The sequence below is a fragment of the Arthrobacter sp. NPDC056493 genome, assembly GCF_042795115.1.
Taxonomy (GTDB): Bacteria; Actinomycetota; Actinomycetes; order Actinomycetales; family Micrococcaceae; genus Arthrobacter.
This window is the reverse complement of record NZ_JBHTSL010000049.1, coordinates 23,808-42,875: the sequence shown is the minus strand read 5'-3', so window position 1 is coordinate 42,875 and position 19,068 is coordinate 23,808. Positions and strand designations below refer to the sequence as shown.

Genomic DNA, 19,068 nt, shown 5'->3' with positions numbered 1-19,068 from the left:
AATCCCGGATTTGAGGGCATCAGCTGCCAGTTCGCGCCGGGGCTTAAGTGTTCGTTCGCGCTGGTCGTTCGCGGGGCTAGCTTGGGGGCTGCGGTCAGGCGGGGAGCAGGACCATGGCCGCTGCTGCTCCGGCCAGCATGAAGGGCCCGAACGGGATGGCCGACTTGAGCGTGCCGCGGCGCAGCACCAGCAGGCCGATGCTCCAGAGTCCGCCGAGCAGGAAAGCGGCGAACGTCCCCGCGAAAACGTGCGGCCAGCCGAGGTAACCCAGGTAGAGCCCCAGGACGCCGGCGAGTTTCACGTCCCCGAACCCCATGCCCGGCGGGTACACCAGCCGCAGCACGAAGTAGAACAGCCACAGCACCGCTCCCCCGGCCGCAATCCTCAGCGCCGGCACGCCGAAAAGCCGGGCCCCGCCGTCGGGCACTCCCGACGGATCCGCAACGGCGAGGGTCAGCACCGCCCCCAGCAGCAGCACCCCGGCCACCGCATAGGAGGGGAAGACGATCCGGTTCGGCAGCAGGTGGTGGCGGACGTCGATCACAGTGAGCCGCACCGCCATCACGGCGAAATACGCGCACGACGCCAGCAGCAGCCAGAATGCGGCTGGCGCGGTTTCCCAGAGTTCCCCCAGTCGTTGGATCACCCTCGGATGCTACTCGATTGCCGGACCTGCCGCTGGGGGCCTCGCGTAAACTGTGGATATGGGGACCTGGGACGCCAAGCACCGGCAGGAACACGGCGGTGGTGCTCCGCTTGCGTCGGCTGCCTCGTTCCGGAATCTTTGCCGCTCGTCCCCGTGGAAGTGGCAGTCCCTGCGCTTTGAATACACCGAGTTTTCCGGCGCCGGCAGTACCGGCAGTCCCGGCAGCGGCACCGTCCGCGCGTGGCTGCGCCGTCCCGGTGCGCTCCGGCTGGAGTCCGGCGACGGCACGCTGCTCGGCAGCACCACGGGCATCAACGATTCGCGTGACGGCCTGTACACGAGCGCCACCCGGAAGTCGTGGCTGCTTCCTGCGCACCTGGTGACCCCGGTCTACGACGACGGCGGGCTGGTGCGGCGCCGCCCCGAGGCCGCCTACGGTGAACCCTCGTTCGGAAACGGCCGGTTCGCTGCCGCGCTGGATCCGGTGGAGCTCGCGGGCAATGCCCCGGTGCCGCTGGAGTTCCCCAATGCCAACGCCGTCGAAGTGCTGGAGCCCGTTCGGGAGGTGACCCACGAAGGCCGGGCGGCGCTGGAAACTGTGGTGTCCCCGAACCCCGGGTACCGCCCGCTGGATGCGGCAGCACCCCTCTGCGGCGCGGGCCGGACCAGGATCCGCGTCGATGCCGGCACCGGCGTCTGCGTCGCGGCAGAACCGCTCGACGCCGAGGGGCAGCTTCCCGGGCACCGCATGCGGATCCTGGCCGTGGACGAGTACATGCTGGACGATCTCTTCGTGGCCCAGCCCATGAACCTCACTGATGTGCGCGAGCACATCCAGTGGCCGCTGCGGCCCAATCCCGCCAATCCCGCCTGACGGGCCACCCCGACTGAAAGGCCACCCGCCTGACGGGCCACCCGGAATGCGGGGGTCTGCGCAGGTTTTTTCCAACCTGGCGGCTTCACACTCGTCCCATGTCAACCATGGCTCCAGACGTATCGACACCTGACACGGCCGGCACCGGCAGGACCGGCGCCCGGCGCCGAAGGAAGCTGCTGCTGATCCCGGTCTCCCTGCTCTGCGCCCTGGGACTCGTGCTGGGATACCTCTTCCTGACGGCCAAGCCCGAGGCGAGCACCCCGCTTGGCGCGAGTGCGGTGATCCCCGGCGGCACGGCGCGGGTCAACGGCATCATCCCGCTGGAAAAGGACGGCTGGCTTCCGCCGGAACGCGTCCAGGTCCTGGACGAGGGCCCGTCCGCGGGAACCCACCGGGTACGGATACTGGTGCAGTTCACCGCCCTGGAAGGTAAAGGCGTCGCGGTGGACACGTCCCAGTTCTCGGTGACAGGGCTGGGCGCCAACAGCATTCATCCGCTCTGGACGTCACCCGGGAAGACGCAGCTCAAACAGGGCGATAGCCTGGACGCCACCATGGTCTTCGAGCTTCCCAACCAGGCGGTCGCCCTGGTGCTGGAAGGGCCCGCCAACACCCGGCTGTCCCTCGGCCTGTCGCACCACACCAGCTGACGGCAGCGGTGCCGGTGTAAGCCGGGCTGCATCCCCCGCCGTCTTGACAGGACCAGCCACCTATTAGACTTCCGGCATGACCGAGCTGATCTCCGTGTGGCCTCCGTTCGCCCTCACTCTGGGCACTCCCCGGCTCACCCTGCGGCCACTGCGCGACAGCCACATCCCCGCGGCAGTTGAAGCGGCGGCCAGCGGCATCCACGAGCCGGGCCGCAATCCGTTCAGCACGCCCTGGACCGCGGTCCCCGCCGGCGAGCTGGGACCCAACATGGCCCGCTGGTACTGGCAGTGCCGCGCCGCGTCCACGCCGGAGTCCTGGACGCTGACGCTCGGCATCTGGCACGACGGAACCTTCCTCGGCTGCCAGGACATCGCCGCGCGGGACTTTGAGGTCCTGCGCACGGTCACCACCGGATCGTGGCTGCGGAAAAGCGCGCAGGGCCGGGGCTTCGGCAGGGAGATGCGGGCCGCCGTCGCGCTTTACGCCTTTGACTGGCTTGGCGCCGAAGTCTGCGAATCCGAAGCCGCCCACTGGAACGCCGCATCCCTGGGAGTCTCCCGGTCCCTCGGCTACGAACCGAACGGCGCCACGCGCATGTCCTGGGGCGGCAAACAGGAAACAGTACAGAGGGTCCGCCTCACGCCGGCAACGTTCAACCGGCCCGACTGGCACCTAGAGGTGGAAGGCCACGAACGCACGGCAAAATTCCTCCTGGGGATCGCGGGCTGAGGGGTTCGCTCCCCGCCCGACCCAAGCTCAGCCAACAGAGAAGGGCCGTGGCCAGGCGAACCGGACCGCGGCCCTTCTCAGGTAGGAGTTACGCCCCTTCGAGCAGGTCCGTGACGAGAGCCGCGATGGGCGAGCGTTCGGACCGGGTGAGGGTGATGTGGCCGAAGAGCGGGTGGCCCTTCAGGGTCTCGACGACCGCTGCGATGCCGTCGTGCCGTCCGACCCGGAGGTTGTCGCGCTGGGCAACGTCGTGGGTGAGGACGATCTTCGAGTTCTGCCCGATCCGGCTCATGACGGTCAGCAGGACGTTCTTTTCGAGCGACTGGGCCTCGTCCACGATCACGAAGGCGTCATGCAGGGAGCGTCCGCGGATGTGGGTCAGCGGCATGACCTCCAGCATGCCGCGGTCCATGACTTCCTCCACGACTTCCTGGCTCACCAGAGCGCCCAGGGTGTCGAAAACCGCCTGTGCCCAGGGGTTCATCTTCTCCGCCTCCGAGCCCGGCAGGTAGCCGAGCTCCTGGCCGCCCACCGCGAACAGCGGGCGGAACACGATCACCTTGCGGTGCTCGCGGCGTTCCAGCACCGCCTCGAGGCCGGCGCACAGGGCAAGGGCCGACTTGCCGGTGCCCGCGCGGCCGCCCATGGACACGATGCCCACCGCGGGGTCCATCAGCAGGTCGATGGCCAACCGCTGCTCAGCGGACCGCCCGTGGAGGCCGAAAACGTCGCGGTCCCCCTTGACCAGGCGGACCTGCTTGTCGGCCCCCACGCGTCCCAGGGCGGAGCCACGGCTGGAGAGCACCACAAGGCCGGTATTGACCGGCATCTCGGCTGCCGCCGGGATGAAGACCGGTTCGTGGCCGTACAGCGTGGAGATCTCCTCGTCGCTCGCATCGATCTCGGCGACGCCGGTCCACCCGGAATCCTTGACGAGCTCGTTGCGGTATTCATCGGCCAGCAGGCCCATGGCCGAGGCCTTGACCCGCATCGGCAGGTCCTTGGACACCACGGTGACGTTGCGCCCTTCGTTGGAGAGGTTCTTGGCGACGGCGAGGATGCGGCTGTCGTTGTCCCCGCCGCGGAATCCGGCCGGCAGGACTTCGGCAGAGATGTGGTTCAGCTCGATCATGAGCGTGCCGCCCGCGTCGCCCAGCGGGATGGGCCGGTTGAGCCCGCCGTGCTGGATGCGAAGGTCATCAAGGAGCCGGAGCGCCTTCCGTGCGAAGTAGCCGAGTTCGGGGTCGTGCCGCTTCCCTTCAAGTTCGGTGATCACCACGATCGGCACAATAACTTCGTGCTCCGCAAACCGCAGCAGCGCGCGGGGGTCGGAGAGCAGCACGGAGGTGTCGATGACGAAGGTGGAGACTGATGGCTGGGTTTCAGTCTGTGGGCCGGAAACAGCAAGACCGGCTGCGGCGTCTTTCGTGTCCGCACCGGTCTTTGAAATGGCTCGCTTGGCGCGAGAGGTAGCCTTCTCACCCTTGTCCGTGATGACTTCGGGCAGTTGTTCAGAAATAGCCACATCGACTCCAGCCCCGGGGCACGTGCCCGGAATTGTTATTGGTGAGGCGGCTCGGCCACGAGGCCGGATCCGGCCTCCCATACAACCGGTGCGAAGAATCGCTCCATGTACTGGCCTCCCCGATCAGCCGGCGGTTTGCCTGCTGATGGGTTTAACGTAAATCGCCCCGAACTAATTTCCAACGTCTTCGTCCGGCGATTCCTGTTGCCGGCATGTGAATTCGGAGTGAACGACGGCGGCCCATACGGCGGCCGGCGGACGACGAAAATGCTAGGAGCCGAAGCGGCGCTGACGGCCGGCATAGTCGCGCAGGGCGCGGAGGAAATCGACCTTCCGGAAGGCGGGCCAGAGGGCCTCGCAGAAGTAGAACTCGCTGTAGGCGCTTTGCCACATCAGGAAGCCCGAGAGCCTTTGCTCGCCCGAGGTCCGAATCACCAGGTCCGGATCCGGCTGGCCGCGCGTATAGAGGAAGCGCGAGATGTCCTCCACACTCAGGGAGTCGGCGAGTTCGCTGATATCCGCCTTGTGCGCCACGGCGTCGTGCAGCAGCTCGCGCACCGCGTCCACGATCTCGCGCCGGCCGCCGTAGCCGACAGCCACGTTCACGTGTAGTTTCTCGCGCACCGGCGTCCGGGCGGTGAGCTTGGTCAGGCGCTCCGCAAGGTAGTCCGGGAGCAGCTCCGGGGCGCCCATGGCATGAACCGAAATGTCGGCATCCTCGTCCAGCCGGTCAAGAGTGTTGGCGATGATGCCCATCAGGAGGTCGAGCTCCTCGCCGGAACGGCTCATGTTGTCCGTGGAGAGCATGTACAGGGTGACCACCCGGACGCCCAGCTCCTGGCACCAGCCGAGAAACTCGTGGATCTTGTCCGCGCCGGCCTGATGGCCCTGGCTGGTCGGGGCATTGAACTGCCGGGCCCAGCGCCGGTTGCCGTCCACCATGACGCCGATGTGCCTGGGGATCCGTTCCGGTTCCAGCGAGCGCAGAAGCTTGCGCTCATAGAAGCCATAGAGGAACCCGGGCCATTCCATCCGGAGATTCACCTGACTTCCTGCTGTACGACTTTTGTGCAAGTCCTAGGCTACCGCCCGGAGGCGGCCGCCGCGCGCAGGTTGCCGTCCGGTGCCCCGCCGAACGGGCCGAAAGGACCAGACAGGCAAAACGTTACCAGGGAGTAACTTACTGAACCGTAGGTTATTCTGGAAGGCATGAAGAGCAATGCCCCGGACGGCGGACCGGAGCCGTCGAAGGCTGAACCCGCCGCCGTGGACCACGCCGCGGAACGCATCGCGGAACTGCTGACGATCAAACCCAAGTGGCGGGGCTGGATCCACACCGTCACCGCGCCGTTCGCCCTGGCTGCCGGGATTGTGCTGGTTGCGGTGGCTCCCACCGCAGAGCGCAAGATTGCGTCCGCCATCTACGCCCTTACCGGCGTGCTGCTCTTCGGCGTCAGCGCGGTGTACCACCGCGGCAACTGGGCCCCCGGCGTTAAACGCGTCCTCAAGCGGCTGGACCACACCAACATCATGCTGGTGATCGCCGGCAGCTACACCCCGCTGGCGTGGAGCCTGCTGGGCAGGCCGACGGCGGAGTTCCTGCTCTGGCTGATCTGGTCCGCCGCGATCCTGGGTGTCCTCTTCCGGCTGCTCTGGACCGACGCGCCCCGCTGGCTGTACGTGCCCATCTACATCGGCCTCGGCTGCGGGTCCCTGTTCTACCTTCCCGCTTTCTTCGCGGCGAGCGTCCCGGCAGCCCTGCTCATCTGCGTCGGCGGGGCCCTGTACATCGCCGGGGCTGTGTTCTACGCCCTCAAGAAACCCAACTTCAGCTACCGGCACTTCGGCTTCCACGAGCTTTTCCACGCATTCACGGTGCTGGCCTTTGCCGCCCACTTCGCGGCCATCCTCATTGCAGTCCTGAGCTGACGCGTTCCAGCGCCTCCGCAGCGGTCGCCACCGGCCGGTCGCAGACCATGCCGCGGCACACATAGACGAGCGGCGCACCTCCGGGGCCGGCCGGCCTCTGCCGCAGCAGCGGCACCTGGGCCGGCGTCCCGCCGTCGTCCGCCTCCCCTGCCGCCACCACCAGCCCCGGGCTCGGGGACAGCAGCAGTGCACGGTGGAGCGCGTCCCGTTCGGGACCGGCAGGTCCGACGACGGCGGCCTCCACCGGCCCTGCAAGCGCGGCCTGCGCTGTGGCCAGGAGCCAGCCAGCCACGCGCGGTACCCGCACCGCGAGCGGGGGCAGGAGGGCCAGGATGTTCCCGGCCATAATCCGGTGTTCCGCGGAGCCGGACAGCGCGGCGTAGCCCAGCAGGACGCCGGCAAAGGCGGCCGCGCCACTGGGCGTGGCGTTGTCAAAGGGGTCCAGGCCCGGCTTTCCGCCCTGGGCGCTGACAACCTGCGCCGACTCCCCGGCGGAATCGGCAAGCCTTCCGCCGTCGACGAACCGGGTGCAGGCCGTCCGGATCAGCGCCTCGGCGAACATGTACCAGCGGGGATCGCCCGCCGCCGAGTACAGCGCCAGGAAGCCACCCGCGCAGAACGCATAGTCCTCGAGCAGGCCGCCGATCCCGCGGGCCGCGCCGCCATGCGACACACGGACCAGCTCCCCGGGCGCCTGCGACCCGCCCGATGCCGCCCGCCAGTGGACCCGTTCCAGATAGCCGGCGATCCGGGCGGCCGCCGCCACGAGATCCGGCCTGTCCAGGACTGCACCGGCGTCCGCGAACGCCGCCACGGCGAGCCCGTTCCAGCCCGCCACCACCTTCTCGTCCCGCCCGGGCTGCGGGCGGCATGCCCGGGCTTCCTGAAGGCGGGGCCCCACATCCTGCCAGAGCCGCGCCTCGTCTCCGTCCAGCGCCCGGCCCGGGTGCAGCGGCGAGCCGAACTCCGACACGGTGCCCCGGGAGCCGACGTTCATCATCCAGGCGACGGCCGCAGCATCCTCCGTGCCCAGCTCCCGTTCCAGATCGCCGGGGGTCCAAAGATAGCTGGCCCCCTCGTGGTGCTCCCCGTCCACCACGGAGTCTGCATCCAGCGAGGACGCCAGTCCCCCGCCTGGCAGCCCCAGCGCGGAGAGCATCCAGTCGGCGGTCCGCGACGCGACGTCCGCCGCCTCGGCTGCCGGGAACCCGGCCGTTCCGCCCAGCCGGATCCAGTGCACGTAGACGTGCAGCAGCTGGGCGTTGTCGTACAGCATCTTCTCAAAGTGCGGAACGGACCAGTCGCGGGTCACTGAATACCGGGCGAACCCGCCGTCGAGCTGGTCAAAGAGGGCCGAGCGGGCCATGGCCGCGAGGGTGCGCCCGGCCATCTCCCTGGCCTCATCGGCGGTGTCCGAGGGCACCGCGGCGTGCCGGACCAGGAATTCCAGGACGGCCGACGGCGGGAACTTGGGGGCGCTGCCAAACCCGCCGTCGTCGGGGTCTTCGGAATCTGCGAGGGAACGGACGGCGGCGGGCAACAGCCCGGCGTCGAGCAGTTCCGGCGGACGGGACACGTCCACGGCAGCGGCGAGCTGCACCTGGCCCATGTTCTGCGCGAGGGATCGGGCGTTTCCCTCCACGGCGTCGCGGCGTTCCGTCCACGCCTCGTGCACGGCCTCGAGGACCTGGCGGAAGGACGGACGGCCCCGCATGGGATGGGGCGGGAAATAGGTGCCGGCATGGAAGGCCAGGCCGCCGGGGGTCAGGAAGACGGACATGGGCCAGCCGCCCTCGCCGCTGATGGCCTGCGTGGCGGCCATATAGACGGTATCGACGTCCGGACGTTCCTCGCGGTCCACCTTGACCGCAACGAAATGGCTGTTCAGGTAGTCAGCCGTGGCCTGGTCCTCGAAGGACTCGCGTGCCATGACGTGACACCAGTGGCAGGCGGCGTAGCCGATGGACAGGAACACAGGCACGTTCCGGGCCGCGGCCCCCGCAAAGGCGGCGTCCCCGAACGGCTGCCAGTGCACCGGGTTGCCGGCGTGCTGGCGCAGGTAGGCAGAGGGTTCCGCGCCGAGGGCGTTTTGCTCCCCCGGTCCGGGCTGCTGCCCCGGTCCGGGCTGACCCGGTGAAGGCTTCCCCGATCCGGGATCAGGTGTCGGCGCGGCCTGCATTGCCGTTGGCGGCATCGTCGCGGGCAATGTCCGCCGCCTCGGCGGCAGCCTGGCGTTCCTCCTCCACCTGGGCGCGGTACCGCACGCGGCGGATGCGGCGCACCATGTCCACAATCAGCAGCGCGGTGAGCACCACGATGAAGGCGGTCAGCAGAAAGCCCAACAGGCCGGGGGTGACCTGGTCCGGGGTCAGGCCGGGGCGCAACGACGGCGAGGGTGCCGGGGACGATGCCAGGGCGATGAGCAAATGGTGCACTGTTCAAACCTTCTCAAGGCTGGGGCCGCCGTCAGCCCCGTGGGCCAACGTCCGGCCCGTTGGTACGCGCGCGGCCGCGGCCATTCCGGCCGCCACACGGACTTCTACGCGGGTCTTCTACTGGGTAGTTCTACTGCAGTTTTTCTACTGTGTTGTTCTACACGGGATAGAAAATGTCTCTTGTCTCTATCTTAGCCCCGCGAACAGGTCCTTTTCGGGCAGCTCAGAGGACACCTTCGACTGGATCAGCGTGTAGTCCTCCCAGGGCCAGACGCGCGCCTGCATCTCCGCTGACACGGCGAAGAAAAAGCCCAGCGGGTCCACCTGGGTCCGGTGCGCGCGGAGGGCGTCGTCGCGGGCTTCGAAGAAGTCGCCGCAGTCCACCTGGGTGGTGGTCTCATGCATGGGCATCGGGGGCGTGTGCCCTTCGGCGTCCGCCTCAAGCCAGGCGGCCAGGCGCTGGGCGTAGGGCGACTGGAGTCCGGCCTCCTCCAGCGCGAAGTGCAGGGCACGGAAGCGCTCCGGACTGAAGGCGCGGTCGTAGTACAGCTTGCCGGGCTCCCAGGCCTCCCCGGTGCCCGGATACCGGGCGGGGTCGCTGGCGGCTTCGAAGGCCTCCACCGCAACCCGGTGCGCCATGATGTGGTCCGGGTGCGGGTAGCCGCCGTTTTCGTCATAGCTGACCATCACGTGCGGTTTGAAGTCCCGGACCAGCCGGACGAGGGGCGCCGCCGCCCGCTCCAGGGGCTGCAGCGCGAAGCACCCGGCCGGCAGCGCCGGGAGCGGATCGCCCTCGGGCAGGCCCGAGTCCACGAAGCCCAGCCAGCGCTGCCGGATGCCCAGGATCCGGGCGGCCTCGTTCATTTCAAGGCGGCGGGCACCGGCCATGTCCCGCTTCGGATGGGGCTCGGGCTCCATGGCCGGATTCTGGATGTCGCCGCGGGAGCCGTCCGTGCAGGTCGCGACCATGACGTCCACACCGGCCGCGGCGTACATCGCCATGGTGGCTGCACCCTTGCTGGATTCGTCGTCCGGGTGGGCGTGGACTGCCAGCAGGCGAAGCGTGGACGACTGGCTGGTGGACGCTGTCATCTGGGACTGCTCCTCTTTCTCCTGGGGCTGACTGCAATGCTGACGCCGGATATTTCCCCGGTTGATCGCCACTAAACTGAAAGGGTGACTACCGAGGACAAGTCGGGCACTTCCCAGCCTGCAGACATTAGCCTAGCCAATCGCTATGGCCGTCCAAAGCGCAGGCTGTCCCGAAAGGCCCAGCGCTGGGCGGTTATCGTGGCCCTGGCAATCGGCATGGGCTTCCTGGCCTGGGTCTCCACGTCCAACGCCACGGCGGCGGTGACATACAAGGACATCGGCTACCGGACTCCGGATGCCACCCAGGCCGTGGTGGACTTCCAGGTGACCAGGGAACCCGGCACGGCCGTCAAGTGCGCCATCAAGGCGCTCGATTCCAGGTTCGCAGTGGTCGGCTGGAAAGTGGTCGACATTCCGCCGGTCGGGCAGGAGCCGCAGGACGCGCAGGGCCAGAGCACCGACGGCGGGCGCACCTTCGCCCAGCGGGTTGTCCTGCGCACCGAATCCCAGGCCGTCTCGGGCGTCGTGGACAACTGCTGGATCCCGAAGCCCGCGGTTTCCTAGGGCCGGCCCAGGGCCGGCAGGAATACCGGCAGCAGAAGAAGCCGTGTGACCCACGCCGCTTGGTTGTTGGGTTTACTCCACAGGATTGACTACAATGGATCAATACCTTTACCCCGCTGAGATGGTTACTGAGTTCCACAGGTGGCCACCGTGGCGGGGTCTTTGTTTGTATGACCGCTTGTACACCCACTAGAGGAGAAGTCCGTGTCTACCACTAACAGCGCGCCTGCAGCTTGGCTTACCCAGGAAGCTTTTGACCGCCTGAAGGCAGAGCTGGACCACCTTTCCGGCCCCGGCCGTGCGGAAATCGTCCAGAAGATCGACGCTGCCCGTCAGGAGGGAGACCTCAAGGAGAACGGCGGTTACCACGCTGCGAAGGAAGAGCAGGGCAAGATCGAGGCCCGCATCCGCCAGCTGACCGTCCTGCTGCGCGACGCCCACGTCGGCGAGGCACCGGCCGACGACGGAATCGTTGAGCCCGGCATGATCGTCGTCGCCCGCATCGCCGGCGACGAGGAAACCTTCCTGCTCGGCTCCCGCGAAATCGCCGGCGACTCCGATCTGGACGTCTTCAGTGACAAGTCCCCGCTCGGTGCCGCGATCATGGGCCACAAGGAGGGCGACAAGCTCAGCTACACCGCCCCCAACGGCAAGGACATCTCGGTGGAGATCATTTCCGCCAAGCCCTACTCGGGCTAATACCGCGTCCGTCCGCGGTCCCAGCAAACGCACGACGCCGGCCTCCCCCACTTCCGGGGACGGCCGGCGTCGTGCTTTAAGCCGCCTTGGTTATCCTTCGCCGCCAAACGCAGATTGGCGGCGGGAGGCCCGTGCCCGCAGCACGACGGCGGCCAGGACGCCGCCTGCGGCGCCGCCGAGGTGCGCCTGCCAGGACACGTAGCCTGCCACGTTCGGAATGATCCCGAAAAGGATGGAACCGTAGGCAAGGAACAGCACCACCGACAGCAGGATCTGCCACCAGCTGCGGTTGAAGAACCCGCGCACCAGGAGGAACGCGAACAGGCCGAAGACCAGCCCGGACGAGCCCACGGTGACTCCGCCGGCGCCAAACAGCCAGACGGCCAGCCCGGAGCCCAGCCAGCTGCAGGCGACGGCCGTGAGGAAGACCCGGATCCCGGACAGAAATACCAGGAACCCGAAGATGATCAGCGGCAGCGCGTTGGACAGCACGTGGTTGAGGTTGGCGTGCAGCAGCGGGAAGGTGAACACGTCCAGGATGCCGTCGGCGCTTCTGGGCCGGAGCCCGAAGACGCCGTTCAGCGAGTGCAGCAGCGCCGTGTTGAGCAGCTCGATGGCGAACAGGAGCGCCACGAAGGATCCCACCACCAGCAGTCCGCGCTTGGCGCGGGCAGCGGCCGTTTCCCGGGTGGCGGGCGCCTCGCCCTGGCTGTCCAGCATGACGGCTCCTAGTGCACCACGATCGGCTGGAAACCCTCCGCGCGCAGGGCGCCGAGGACCTGTTCGCCGTGCTCGTGGCCCTTGGTTTCAAGGTTCACTGTGATGGAGACGTCGCCCATGCTGATGGAGCCGCCCACGCGGGTGTGGTCGAGGCCGGTCACGTTGGCGTCGTTCTCGGCAATGATGCGAGCGATGGTGGCCAGCGAACCCGGGCGGTCATCGAGCATCATCCGCACGGTCATGTAGCGGCCGGCGGCGGAGAGGCCGCGCTGGATCACTTTGAGCATCAGCATGGGGTCGATGTTGCCGCCGGACAGGACGACGGCGGTGGTCCCCGGGTTCTCGATCTTGCCGTCCATGAGGGCAGCCACGCCCACCGCACCGGCGGGTTCCACCACCATCTTGGCGCGTTCCAGCAGGAAGATCAGGGCCCGCGCCAGGGAGTCTTCGCTGACGGTGACCACATCGTCAACGAGTTCGCGGATGATGCTGAAGGGCAGCTGCCCGGGGCGGCCCACGGCGATGCCGTCGGCCATGGTGGACACCTTCTTGAGCGGCACCAGGGCGTCCGCCGCCAGCGAGGGCGGGTAGGCGGCCGCGTTCTCTGCCTGCACGCCGATGATGCGGATTTCGCGGCCGAGTTCCTTGGCGCGGGCCTTGACGGCCACCGCGACGCCGGCCAGCAGCCCACCGCCGCCGACGCCCATCAGGATGGTGTCGACGTTGGGCACCTGTTCGAGGATCTCCAGGCCCAGGGTGCCCTGGCCGGCAACGACGTCCACGTTGTCGAAGGGGTGGACAAAGACGGCTCCGGTGTCGTCGGCATACCGCTGGGCTTCGGCCAGGGCCTCATCCACGTTGTGCCCGTGCAGGACCACCTCGGCGCCGTGGCTGCGGGTCGCGGCGAGTTTGGGCAGTGCCACGCCGAGGGGCATGTAGATCCGGGCCGTGATGCCCAGGCTCTTGGCGGCGACGGCGACGCCCTGGGCATGGTTACCGGCGGAGGCCGCCACCACGCCGCGCTTCTTGTCGGATTCGGAGAGCCGCGCCATCCGCACGTAGGCGCCGCGCACCTTGAAGGAGCCGGCGCGCTGCAGGTTCTCGCACTTGAAGTAGACCTCGCCGCCCACCATGCTGCCCAGGGCCCGGGAGGACTCCACCGGGGTCCGCGCAATAATCCCGTCCAGCAGCTTCTGCGCCTCAAGGACATCGTCCAGCGTGACGGGAAGGCTTTCGGGGGTGTTCACTAACTATTCTCCTTTGGGTGATTCGACGTCGGCACCGGGGGCGGCGTTGCCGCCCGGGGCGCCGTGTGCAGTGCCGGCAGGGTTGCCGTGGCTTGAATGCGAGCCCGGCAGCCGGACTTCCCTGAAGGTATTGTCCTCATCGGCAGAGGCCAGGTCTGCGGTACCCGCGGCAGCCGGCACAAGTTCATGTTCCCACGTTCTGGCAGCAATATACCGAATCGCCGAATTTGCTACGGCCAGGATGGGCACCGAGAACAGCGCCCCGGGGATGCCCGCGAGGTAGGAGCCGGCGGCGACGGACAGGATCACGGCCACCGGATGCAGGGCGACGGCCTTGCCCATGACCAGTGGCTGCAGGATGTGGCTTTCCAACTGCTGCACCAGCAGCACGATGCCCAGCATGATCAGCGCGTTGACCGGACCATTGGCCACCAGGGCGAGCAGCACCGCGATGACGCCCGTCACGAGCGCACCCACCACGGGGATGAAGGAACCGATGAACACCAGCACGCCCAGCGGCAGTGCCAGCGGGACATTGATGATCGCGGCACCGACGCCGATGCCGACGGCATCCACGAAGGCCACGAACAGCTGGATCCGCGCATAGCTGACCATGGAGGTCCACCCGCGCCGGCCGGCGCCGTCGGCGGGGATCCGCGCCCGCCGTGGCAGGAGCCGGACCAGGAAGGACCAGATGCGGCTGCCTTCCAGAAGGAAGAAGATCAGGATGAAGAGCGCCAGGACCAGTCCCGCCGCGAAGTGGCCGGCGGTGCTTCCGAAGGACAGGGCGCCGCTGAGGATGCTGCTGCTGTTGTTCTGCAGCGCGGCCGTGGCGTCCTGGACGTACTGGTCGATCTGGGTGGCCGTCAGGTGCAGCGGGCCCTCTGCCAGCCAGTTCTGCACCTGCTGGACGCCGGCCAGCGCCTCGCCCCACAGCTCCTGGAAACCGAGGGCAAGCTGCCGCCCCACGAGGGCCAGGGCACCGGCGATGAGCCCGATGAAACCCAGGACCGTGATGGCGACGGCGGCCCCGTTGGGGATGTGCGACTTCCGCAGCCACCGCACCAGGGGACTCAGCAGGCCGGCCAGCAGCGCCGCCACCATCACGGGAATGATGAGGAAGCTGACCTTGGCCAGCAGCCAGACCAGGGCGCCGGTGATCAGCAGGATCAGCCCCAGCCGCCAGGCCCATGCGGCCGCGATACGCACACCGTAGGGAATGTCCTCTTCAAGGTCACGGTCGGTCCGGATGCGCCGCGGCTCGAGACGGCCGAAGGGCCGGGCAGGGTTTGTTGTGCTTGCCCTGCCTGTGGCACTGCCCGTCCCGCTGGCACTGCCCGTCGCGCCGGCACCGCCTGTCGCGCTGGCAATCGTGTTGGCTGCGTCGTCTGGTGTGGCGTCCTTTGCTGGCGTCATAGCCCAATACTTCCCTAGCCGTCCGGCTATTGGAAACGCGCCACGGCCCGACTGGGCCGCTTTGGTCACGGGGCACTCAGGTCAGGCAGCAGTCAGGTCAGCGCGGATGCCCCAGGTGATGGTGAACGAGTTCCCGGGCGCCAGCCAGCGAAGGCTGTCCCCGGAGTTGAAGGCGTTCGCCGGCCCTGTCATTGGTTCCAGTGCCACAGCCGCTGGCCGGCCAGGATAGGTGTGGCTGACAAACACGTGGACGAACGGGCAGGTCTCGTCCTGCCACAGGCTGACGCTGCGGCCGTCCGGTGCGGTCAGCGTGTGGCGGGCGATCCCGCCGTCGAACCTCAGATCCGTCAGGGCGGCGTCGAGATCAAGGTCCCCCACCGTCTTTCCCCGCCGCAGGTCGCTGTCGCCGGATACGGGTTCGGAGTTGCGCGGGATGAGCCGCTCGTCCGCCACCAGCCGCGTTGCGGCAGCCACGGCCAGGGTGAGCTCTTCGGAGGGAACATCGCCGATCCGAAGGTATGGGTGCGCGCCGAGCACAAATGGCGCCTCGGCCTCGGAATCGTTGACCAGCGTTTGCCGCACCTCCAGGCCCAGGTCCTCGGCCAGGGAGTACTCCACGCGGTGCCGCACCAGGAACGGGTACCCGTGCTGGGGGAATACCGGCGCCTCGAGGGTCACGGCAAACTCGGACTCGGCGACAAGGGAATACGGCGCATTGCGCAGGAGCCCGTGGCTTGCGTTGTTCTTGGAAACTTCGGTGATGTCCAGCTGCTGCTTTTTGCCGTTCAGGTGCCAGACGCCGTCCTCTACCCTGTTCGCCCAGGGCGCCAGGGTGATGCCAGTAGCGCCGGGCGGGATGTCGGAATCCCCGTAGGACTCCGTCAGCTGGACATCCCCGCGGCTGTACCACCGCAGCCCGGCAGCAAGCTCGGTGACCACGGCGAGCGCGTCGCCCCGCCTGAGCTCGTACTGCCTGCCCGTGGCGTAGCGCCGCTGAGTGGTGAGGGAATCGCTGGTTTCGGAAGTCGCGCCGGAAGTCATGGACCTACCGTACAACGCACGCAGCACAACGCATGAGTGGCCTGCCAGGACAACTTTTTGTTGTCTTTTGTTAGAAAGTATTTGTTTTTGATCGGTTTGTGCCACAATGGGAACAGCCGCAAATAGTGACCGGCCCCACAAAGAACAACCGAGCCCGCACACAGCTGAGCCCATCGACGGCTGAGTCAACAGGAAGGAGGTGCAACCGTGCTCGCAACACAGCGGCAGCACCTCATCCTCCAGGAACTCGACGCCGAGGGGACCGTCCGCGTCGCAGCACTCGCGGACCTGCTCCGCGTCTCCGAGATGACTGTCCGGCGCGACATCGACGCACTCGACGCCGAGGGCCTCCTGCTCCGGGTTCACGGCGGCGCCACCCGCGCTGGCGCCTTCAGCGCCTTCGAACCGGGGTTCGGCGCCAAGTCGGCCCGCGAAGCGGACGCGAAACGGGCCATCGCCGCCGAGGCGCTCAGGCTGCTCCTCCCCGGCATGACCCTGCTGGTTTCCGGCGGCACCACCACCCACGAACTCGCGCGCCTGCTCCCCCGGGATCTCGGGCTGACGGTGGTCACCAACTCCCTCATGGTGGCCAACGCGCTGGCGGCGGGCGACGGCGGCATCCGCACCGTGGTGCTGGGCGGCCAGCGCACGCCGTCCGAGGCCCTTGTGGGTCCGGTGACGGTGCACGCCCTGGATGGCCTGCACGCCGACCTGTGCTTCATGGGCGTGCACGGCTTCGACCCGAAGGCCGGCATCACCTCGCCGAATCTCCTCGAGTCCGAGGTCAACGCCGCCATGATCGCGGCATCGGACACGCTGGCCGTGCTCGCTGACGCCACCAAGTACGGCACCGTGGGCCTCGCCGGGATCGCCCCGCTGTCCGCGGTCGGCACCCTTATCACGGACGCCAGGATCAGCACAGGCTCCGCCGGACCGGCGGCCGAAAGTCTGCTCCGGCAGTCCGTCGGCGAACTGCGGATCACCCCTCTAACCCCGGCCCTCGCACCTCCAGCCTCCCAACTGGGTAGCAGCTCAGGGGCTTCCCAGCGCTGGGAACGCCCTGATCTGCTACCCAGTTGGGTCGCCGACCCCTTTCCTGCCCGCCCCACCAGCCTCCCGGACGGCCAAATGCCGCCCGCTTCCGCGTTCAAAGGACACGACGCATGACCCATATCACCAGCACCCAGCTCGCCGACGGCCGCGAATTGCTCTACTTCGACGATGCCGGCTCAGCCCGTGCGCGGGCCGTTGAAGAGGCGCAGGACCACCGTGACCTCCCGCCCCGCGGGGAGCCCGGCGAAGTCCGGTACGACGCACTGACCGGCGAATGGGTGGCCGTGGCCGCGCACCGGCAGACGCGCACCCACCTGCCGCCCGCGGACCAGTGCCCCATCTGCCCCACCACAGACGCCAACCCGTCGGAGATCCCGGCGCCGGACTACGACGTCGTGGTGTTCGAGAACCGCTTTCCCTCCCTCGGCCCGGCCCTGGGACCCGTCCCGGCCAACCCGGGCTGGGGCACCACCGGCCCCGCCTACGGACGGTGCGAGGTTGTCACTTTCACCCCGGAGCACACGGGATCCTTCAGCGGTCTCAGCGAAACCCGCGCCCGCACCGTGGTGGAGGCGTGGGCGCACCGGACGGCCGCCCTCAGCGCGCTCCCCGGCATCAAGCAGGTTTTCCCTTTCGAGAACCGCGGCGCGGACATCGGCGTCACCCTGCACCACCCGCACGGCCAGATCTACGCCTACCCCTACGTCACCCCGCGTGCCGCCGTCCTGGGCGCCGCGGCGCGCAAGTTTTATGACGACGCCGGCGGGCAGCAGACGCTGACCGGCTCGCTGCTGCGTGCCGAACGCGAGGATGGCAGCCGGATGGTGCTGGAAAGCGACAGCTTCAGCGCGTACGTTCCCTTCGCTGCCCGGTGGCCACTGGAGATCCACCTCGTTCCGCACCGCCAGGTCCCGGACCTTGCCGGGCTGACCGGGGAGGAGAAGGACGAGCTGGCCCACGTCTACCTGGACCTGCTCAAGCGCCTCGATGCCCTCTATCCCACTCCGACGCCCTACATTTCGGCCTGGCACCAGGCCCCGGTGGATGATCTGCTGCGCCCCGCCAGCTACCTGCACCTGCAGCTGACCTCCCCGCGCCGCGCCGCGGACAAGCTCAAGTTCCTGGCCGGCTCGGAGGCGGCCATGGGCGCCTTCATCAACGACACCACCCCCGAACAGGTGGCGGAGCGGCTCCGGTCGGTGACCGTTCCGGCATCCCCGGCCGAGGCGCTCGCTCCGGCTGCCCCCGGCCTGGTCGAACAAGGCCTCATCGAAGGAGCCCACGCATGACCGCCCCCGCCACGACCGACCTCGAAGCCCGGTTCCACGCCGCATTCGGCCGCCAGCCCGACGGCGTCTGGCAGGCTCCCGGCCGGGTCAACCTGATCGGCGAACACACTGACTACAACGAGGGCTTCGTGCTGCCATTCGCCATCGACAGGACCGCCCGCGTGGCCGTGGGGGTCCGTCCGGACTCAACGATCCGGCTGCTCTCAACCTATGGCGACCAGGGAGTCACGACGGCGGACACCGCTTCGCTGGAGGCGGGAACGGCAAAGGGCTGGACCAAGTACCCGCTGGGCGTCATCTGGTCCCTGCAACAGCGCGGCATCGACGTCCCCGGCCTGGACCTGCTGCTGGATTCCGATGTGCCGCTCGGCGCCGGGCTGTCCTCCTCGCACGCCATCGAATGCGCCGTGATCTCGGCACTCAACGACCTCACCGGAGCAGGCCTCGGCCCGGAGGACATGGTGCTGGCCACCCAGCGCGCGGAGAACGACTTCGTCGGCGCCCCCACGGGCATCATGGACCAGTCCGCCTCGCTGCGCGGCTCGAAGGGCCACGCTGTGTTCCTGGACTGCCGCGATCAGAGCGTGCAGCTGGTCCCCTTCGAAGCCGAGGCGGCCGGCCTGGTCCTGCTGGTCATCGACACCAAGGTTTCCCACTCCCACGCCGACGGCGGCTACGCCTCCCGCCGGGCCTCCTGCGAGCTCGGCGCCGAAGTGCTGGGCGTCAAAGCGCTCCGGGACGTCACGCCCGGCGATCTGGAAGAGGCCAGCGGACTGCTGGACGAGGTCACGTTCCGCCGCGTCAGGCATATCGTCACCGAGAACGACCGGGTGCTGCAGACCGTGGAAGCCCTGGGGCAGCAGGGCCCATCGGCCATCGGCGCCCTGCTCGACGCCAGCCATGCATCCATGCGCGACGACTTTGAGATCTCCTGCGCCGAACTGGACCTCGCCGTCGAAGCCTCCCGGGCAAACGGCGCCATCGGCGCCCGGATGACCGGCGGAGGTTTTGGCGGCGCCGCCATCGCCCTGACTCCGGTGAGCGAGGAGCAGCAGGTGCGCACCGCCGTCGTACGCGCCTTCGCGGAGGCGGGGTTCACGGCACCGGACATCTTTACGGTCACCCCGGCGGCCGGGGCAATGCGGCTGGCGTAGC

At 68.3% G+C, this 19,068-nt stretch carries 19 protein-coding genes; 9 read left to right on the top strand and 10 right to left on the bottom strand.

Annotated elements, in window-relative coordinates; all coding sequences use genetic code 11:
• Positions 1–94: 94 nt before the first annotated feature.
• Positions 95–646 (bottom strand): prepilin peptidase, encoded by a 552-nt coding sequence (locus ACFQ50_RS17965; RefSeq protein ID WP_377997000.1) that lies wholly within the window; start codon positions 644–646, stop codon positions 95–97.
• A 58-nt stretch (positions 647–704) separates the two neighbouring features.
• Here ACFQ50_RS17965 and ACFQ50_RS17960 point away from each other — a divergent pair, with 58 nt between their 5' ends.
• The 3 genes from ACFQ50_RS17960 to ACFQ50_RS17950 all read left to right on the top strand — a co-directional run bounded on the left by ACFQ50_RS17960 (position 705) and on the right by ACFQ50_RS17950 (position 2,903).
• Positions 705–1,520, top strand: a complete 816-nt coding sequence (locus ACFQ50_RS17960; RefSeq protein ID WP_377996999.1) for a hypothetical protein — start codon at positions 705–707, stop codon at positions 1,518–1,520.
• Between the two features lie 98 nt (positions 1,521–1,618).
• Positions 1,619–2,173, top strand: coding sequence for a hypothetical protein (locus ACFQ50_RS17955; RefSeq protein ID WP_377996998.1), 555 nt, complete (start codon positions 1,619–1,621; stop codon positions 2,171–2,173).
• A gap of 76 nt (positions 2,174–2,249) precedes the next feature.
• A complete protein-coding gene (locus ACFQ50_RS17950; RefSeq protein WP_377996997.1) occupies positions 2,250–2,903 on the top strand; it encodes a GNAT family N-acetyltransferase in 654 nt (217 codons plus the stop codon).
• An 88-nt stretch (positions 2,904–2,991) separates the two neighbouring features.
• On the opposite strand, the gene ACFQ50_RS17945 is transcribed toward ACFQ50_RS17950, so the two are convergent.
• Both ACFQ50_RS17945 and ACFQ50_RS17940 read right to left on the bottom strand, forming a co-directional pair.
• Positions 2,992–4,428, bottom strand: coding sequence for a PhoH family protein (locus tag ACFQ50_RS17945; protein ID WP_377996996.1), 1,437 nt, complete (start codon positions 4,426–4,428; stop codon positions 2,992–2,994).
• 270 nt (positions 4,429–4,698) lie between these two features.
• Positions 4,699–5,460 carry an isoprenyl transferase gene (locus ACFQ50_RS17940; RefSeq protein WP_306926727.1) on the bottom strand — a complete coding sequence of 254 codons (762 nt, stop codon included), beginning with the start codon at positions 5,458–5,460 and terminating at the stop codon, positions 4,699–4,701.
• A 255-nt stretch (positions 5,461–5,715) separates the two neighbouring features.
• Between ACFQ50_RS17940 and ACFQ50_RS17935 the strand changes: the two genes are divergently transcribed.
• Complete coding sequence (locus ACFQ50_RS17935; protein ID WP_377997004.1) at positions 5,716–6,357, top strand: hemolysin III family protein; 642 nt, start codon at positions 5,716–5,718, stop codon at positions 6,355–6,357.
• Here the strand turns inward: ACFQ50_RS17935 and ACFQ50_RS17930 are convergent.
• From ACFQ50_RS17930 to mca, 3 genes are all read right to left on the bottom strand, one after another.
• On the bottom strand, positions 6,338–8,536 hold the full coding sequence (locus ACFQ50_RS17930; RefSeq protein ID WP_377996995.1) for a thioredoxin domain-containing protein: 2,199 nt from the start codon (positions 8,534–8,536) through the stop codon (positions 6,338–6,340). The two genes, ACFQ50_RS17935 and ACFQ50_RS17930, sit on opposite strands and share 20 nt — an antisense overlap.
• Positions 8,514–8,792, bottom strand: coding sequence for a hypothetical protein (locus ACFQ50_RS17925; protein WP_377996994.1), 279 nt, complete (start codon positions 8,790–8,792; stop codon positions 8,514–8,516). Before ACFQ50_RS17925 ends, ACFQ50_RS17930 begins: the two co-directional genes overlap by 23 nt.
• Before the next feature lie 186 nt (positions 8,793–8,978).
• Entirely contained in the window at positions 8,979–9,884 is a 906-nt protein-coding gene (gene mca, locus ACFQ50_RS17920; protein ID WP_377996993.1) for a mycothiol conjugate amidase Mca, read from the bottom strand.
• Positions 9,885–9,968: 84 nt separating this feature from the next.
• On the opposite strand from mca, the gene ACFQ50_RS17915 reads away from it, so the two are divergent.
• Entirely contained in the window at positions 9,969–10,448 is a 480-nt protein-coding gene (locus ACFQ50_RS17915; RefSeq protein WP_377996992.1) for a DUF4307 domain-containing protein, read from the top strand.
• A 204-nt stretch (positions 10,449–10,652) separates the two neighbouring features.
• Entirely contained in the window at positions 10,653–11,147 is a 495-nt protein-coding gene (gene greA, locus ACFQ50_RS17910) for a transcription elongation factor GreA (RefSeq protein ID WP_236807671.1), read from the top strand.
• Between the two features lie 90 nt (positions 11,148–11,237).
• Here greA and ACFQ50_RS17905 read toward each other — a convergent pair whose 3' ends face one another.
• The 4 genes from ACFQ50_RS17905 to ACFQ50_RS17890 form a co-directional block, all read right to left on the bottom strand.
• On the bottom strand, positions 11,238–11,867 hold the full coding sequence (locus tag ACFQ50_RS17905; protein ID WP_377996991.1) for a rhomboid family intramembrane serine protease: 630 nt from the start codon (positions 11,865–11,867) through the stop codon (positions 11,238–11,240).
• 8 nt (positions 11,868–11,875) lie between these two features.
• Positions 11,876–13,114, bottom strand: a complete 1,239-nt coding sequence (gene ilvA / locus ACFQ50_RS17900; RefSeq protein ID WP_377996990.1) for a threonine ammonia-lyase — start codon at positions 13,112–13,114, stop codon at positions 11,876–11,878.
• Positions 13,115–13,117: 3 nt separating this feature from the next.
• Complete coding sequence (locus ACFQ50_RS17895; protein WP_377996989.1) at positions 13,118–14,530, bottom strand: AI-2E family transporter; 1,413 nt, start codon at positions 14,528–14,530, stop codon at positions 13,118–13,120.
• 81 nt (positions 14,531–14,611) lie between these two features.
• A complete protein-coding gene (locus tag ACFQ50_RS17890; RefSeq protein ID WP_377996988.1) occupies positions 14,612–15,571 on the bottom strand; it encodes an aldose 1-epimerase family protein in 960 nt (319 codons plus the stop codon).
• Positions 15,572–15,778: 207 nt separating this feature from the next.
• Between ACFQ50_RS17890 and ACFQ50_RS17885 the strand changes: the two genes are divergently transcribed.
• Genes ACFQ50_RS17885 through galK form a run of 3 tightly spaced genes read left to right on the top strand, consistent with a single transcriptional unit; the run spans position 15,779 to position 19,067 of the window.
• Positions 15,779–16,738 carry a DeoR/GlpR family DNA-binding transcription regulator gene (locus ACFQ50_RS17885; protein WP_377996987.1) on the top strand — a complete coding sequence of 320 codons (960 nt, stop codon included), beginning with the start codon at positions 15,779–15,781 and terminating at the stop codon, positions 16,736–16,738.
• Positions 16,735–17,913 carry a galactose-1-phosphate uridylyltransferase gene (galT, locus tag ACFQ50_RS17880; RefSeq protein ID WP_377996986.1) on the top strand — a complete coding sequence of 393 codons (1,179 nt, stop codon included), beginning with the start codon at positions 16,735–16,737 and terminating at the stop codon, positions 17,911–17,913. Before ACFQ50_RS17885 ends, galT begins: the two co-directional genes overlap by 4 nt.
• Positions 17,910–19,067, top strand: coding sequence for a galactokinase (galK, locus tag ACFQ50_RS17875; protein ID WP_377996985.1), 1,158 nt, complete (start codon positions 17,910–17,912; stop codon positions 19,065–19,067). The genes galT and galK overlap by 4 nt, the downstream gene beginning before the upstream one ends.
• Position 19,068 lies beyond the last annotated feature (1 nt).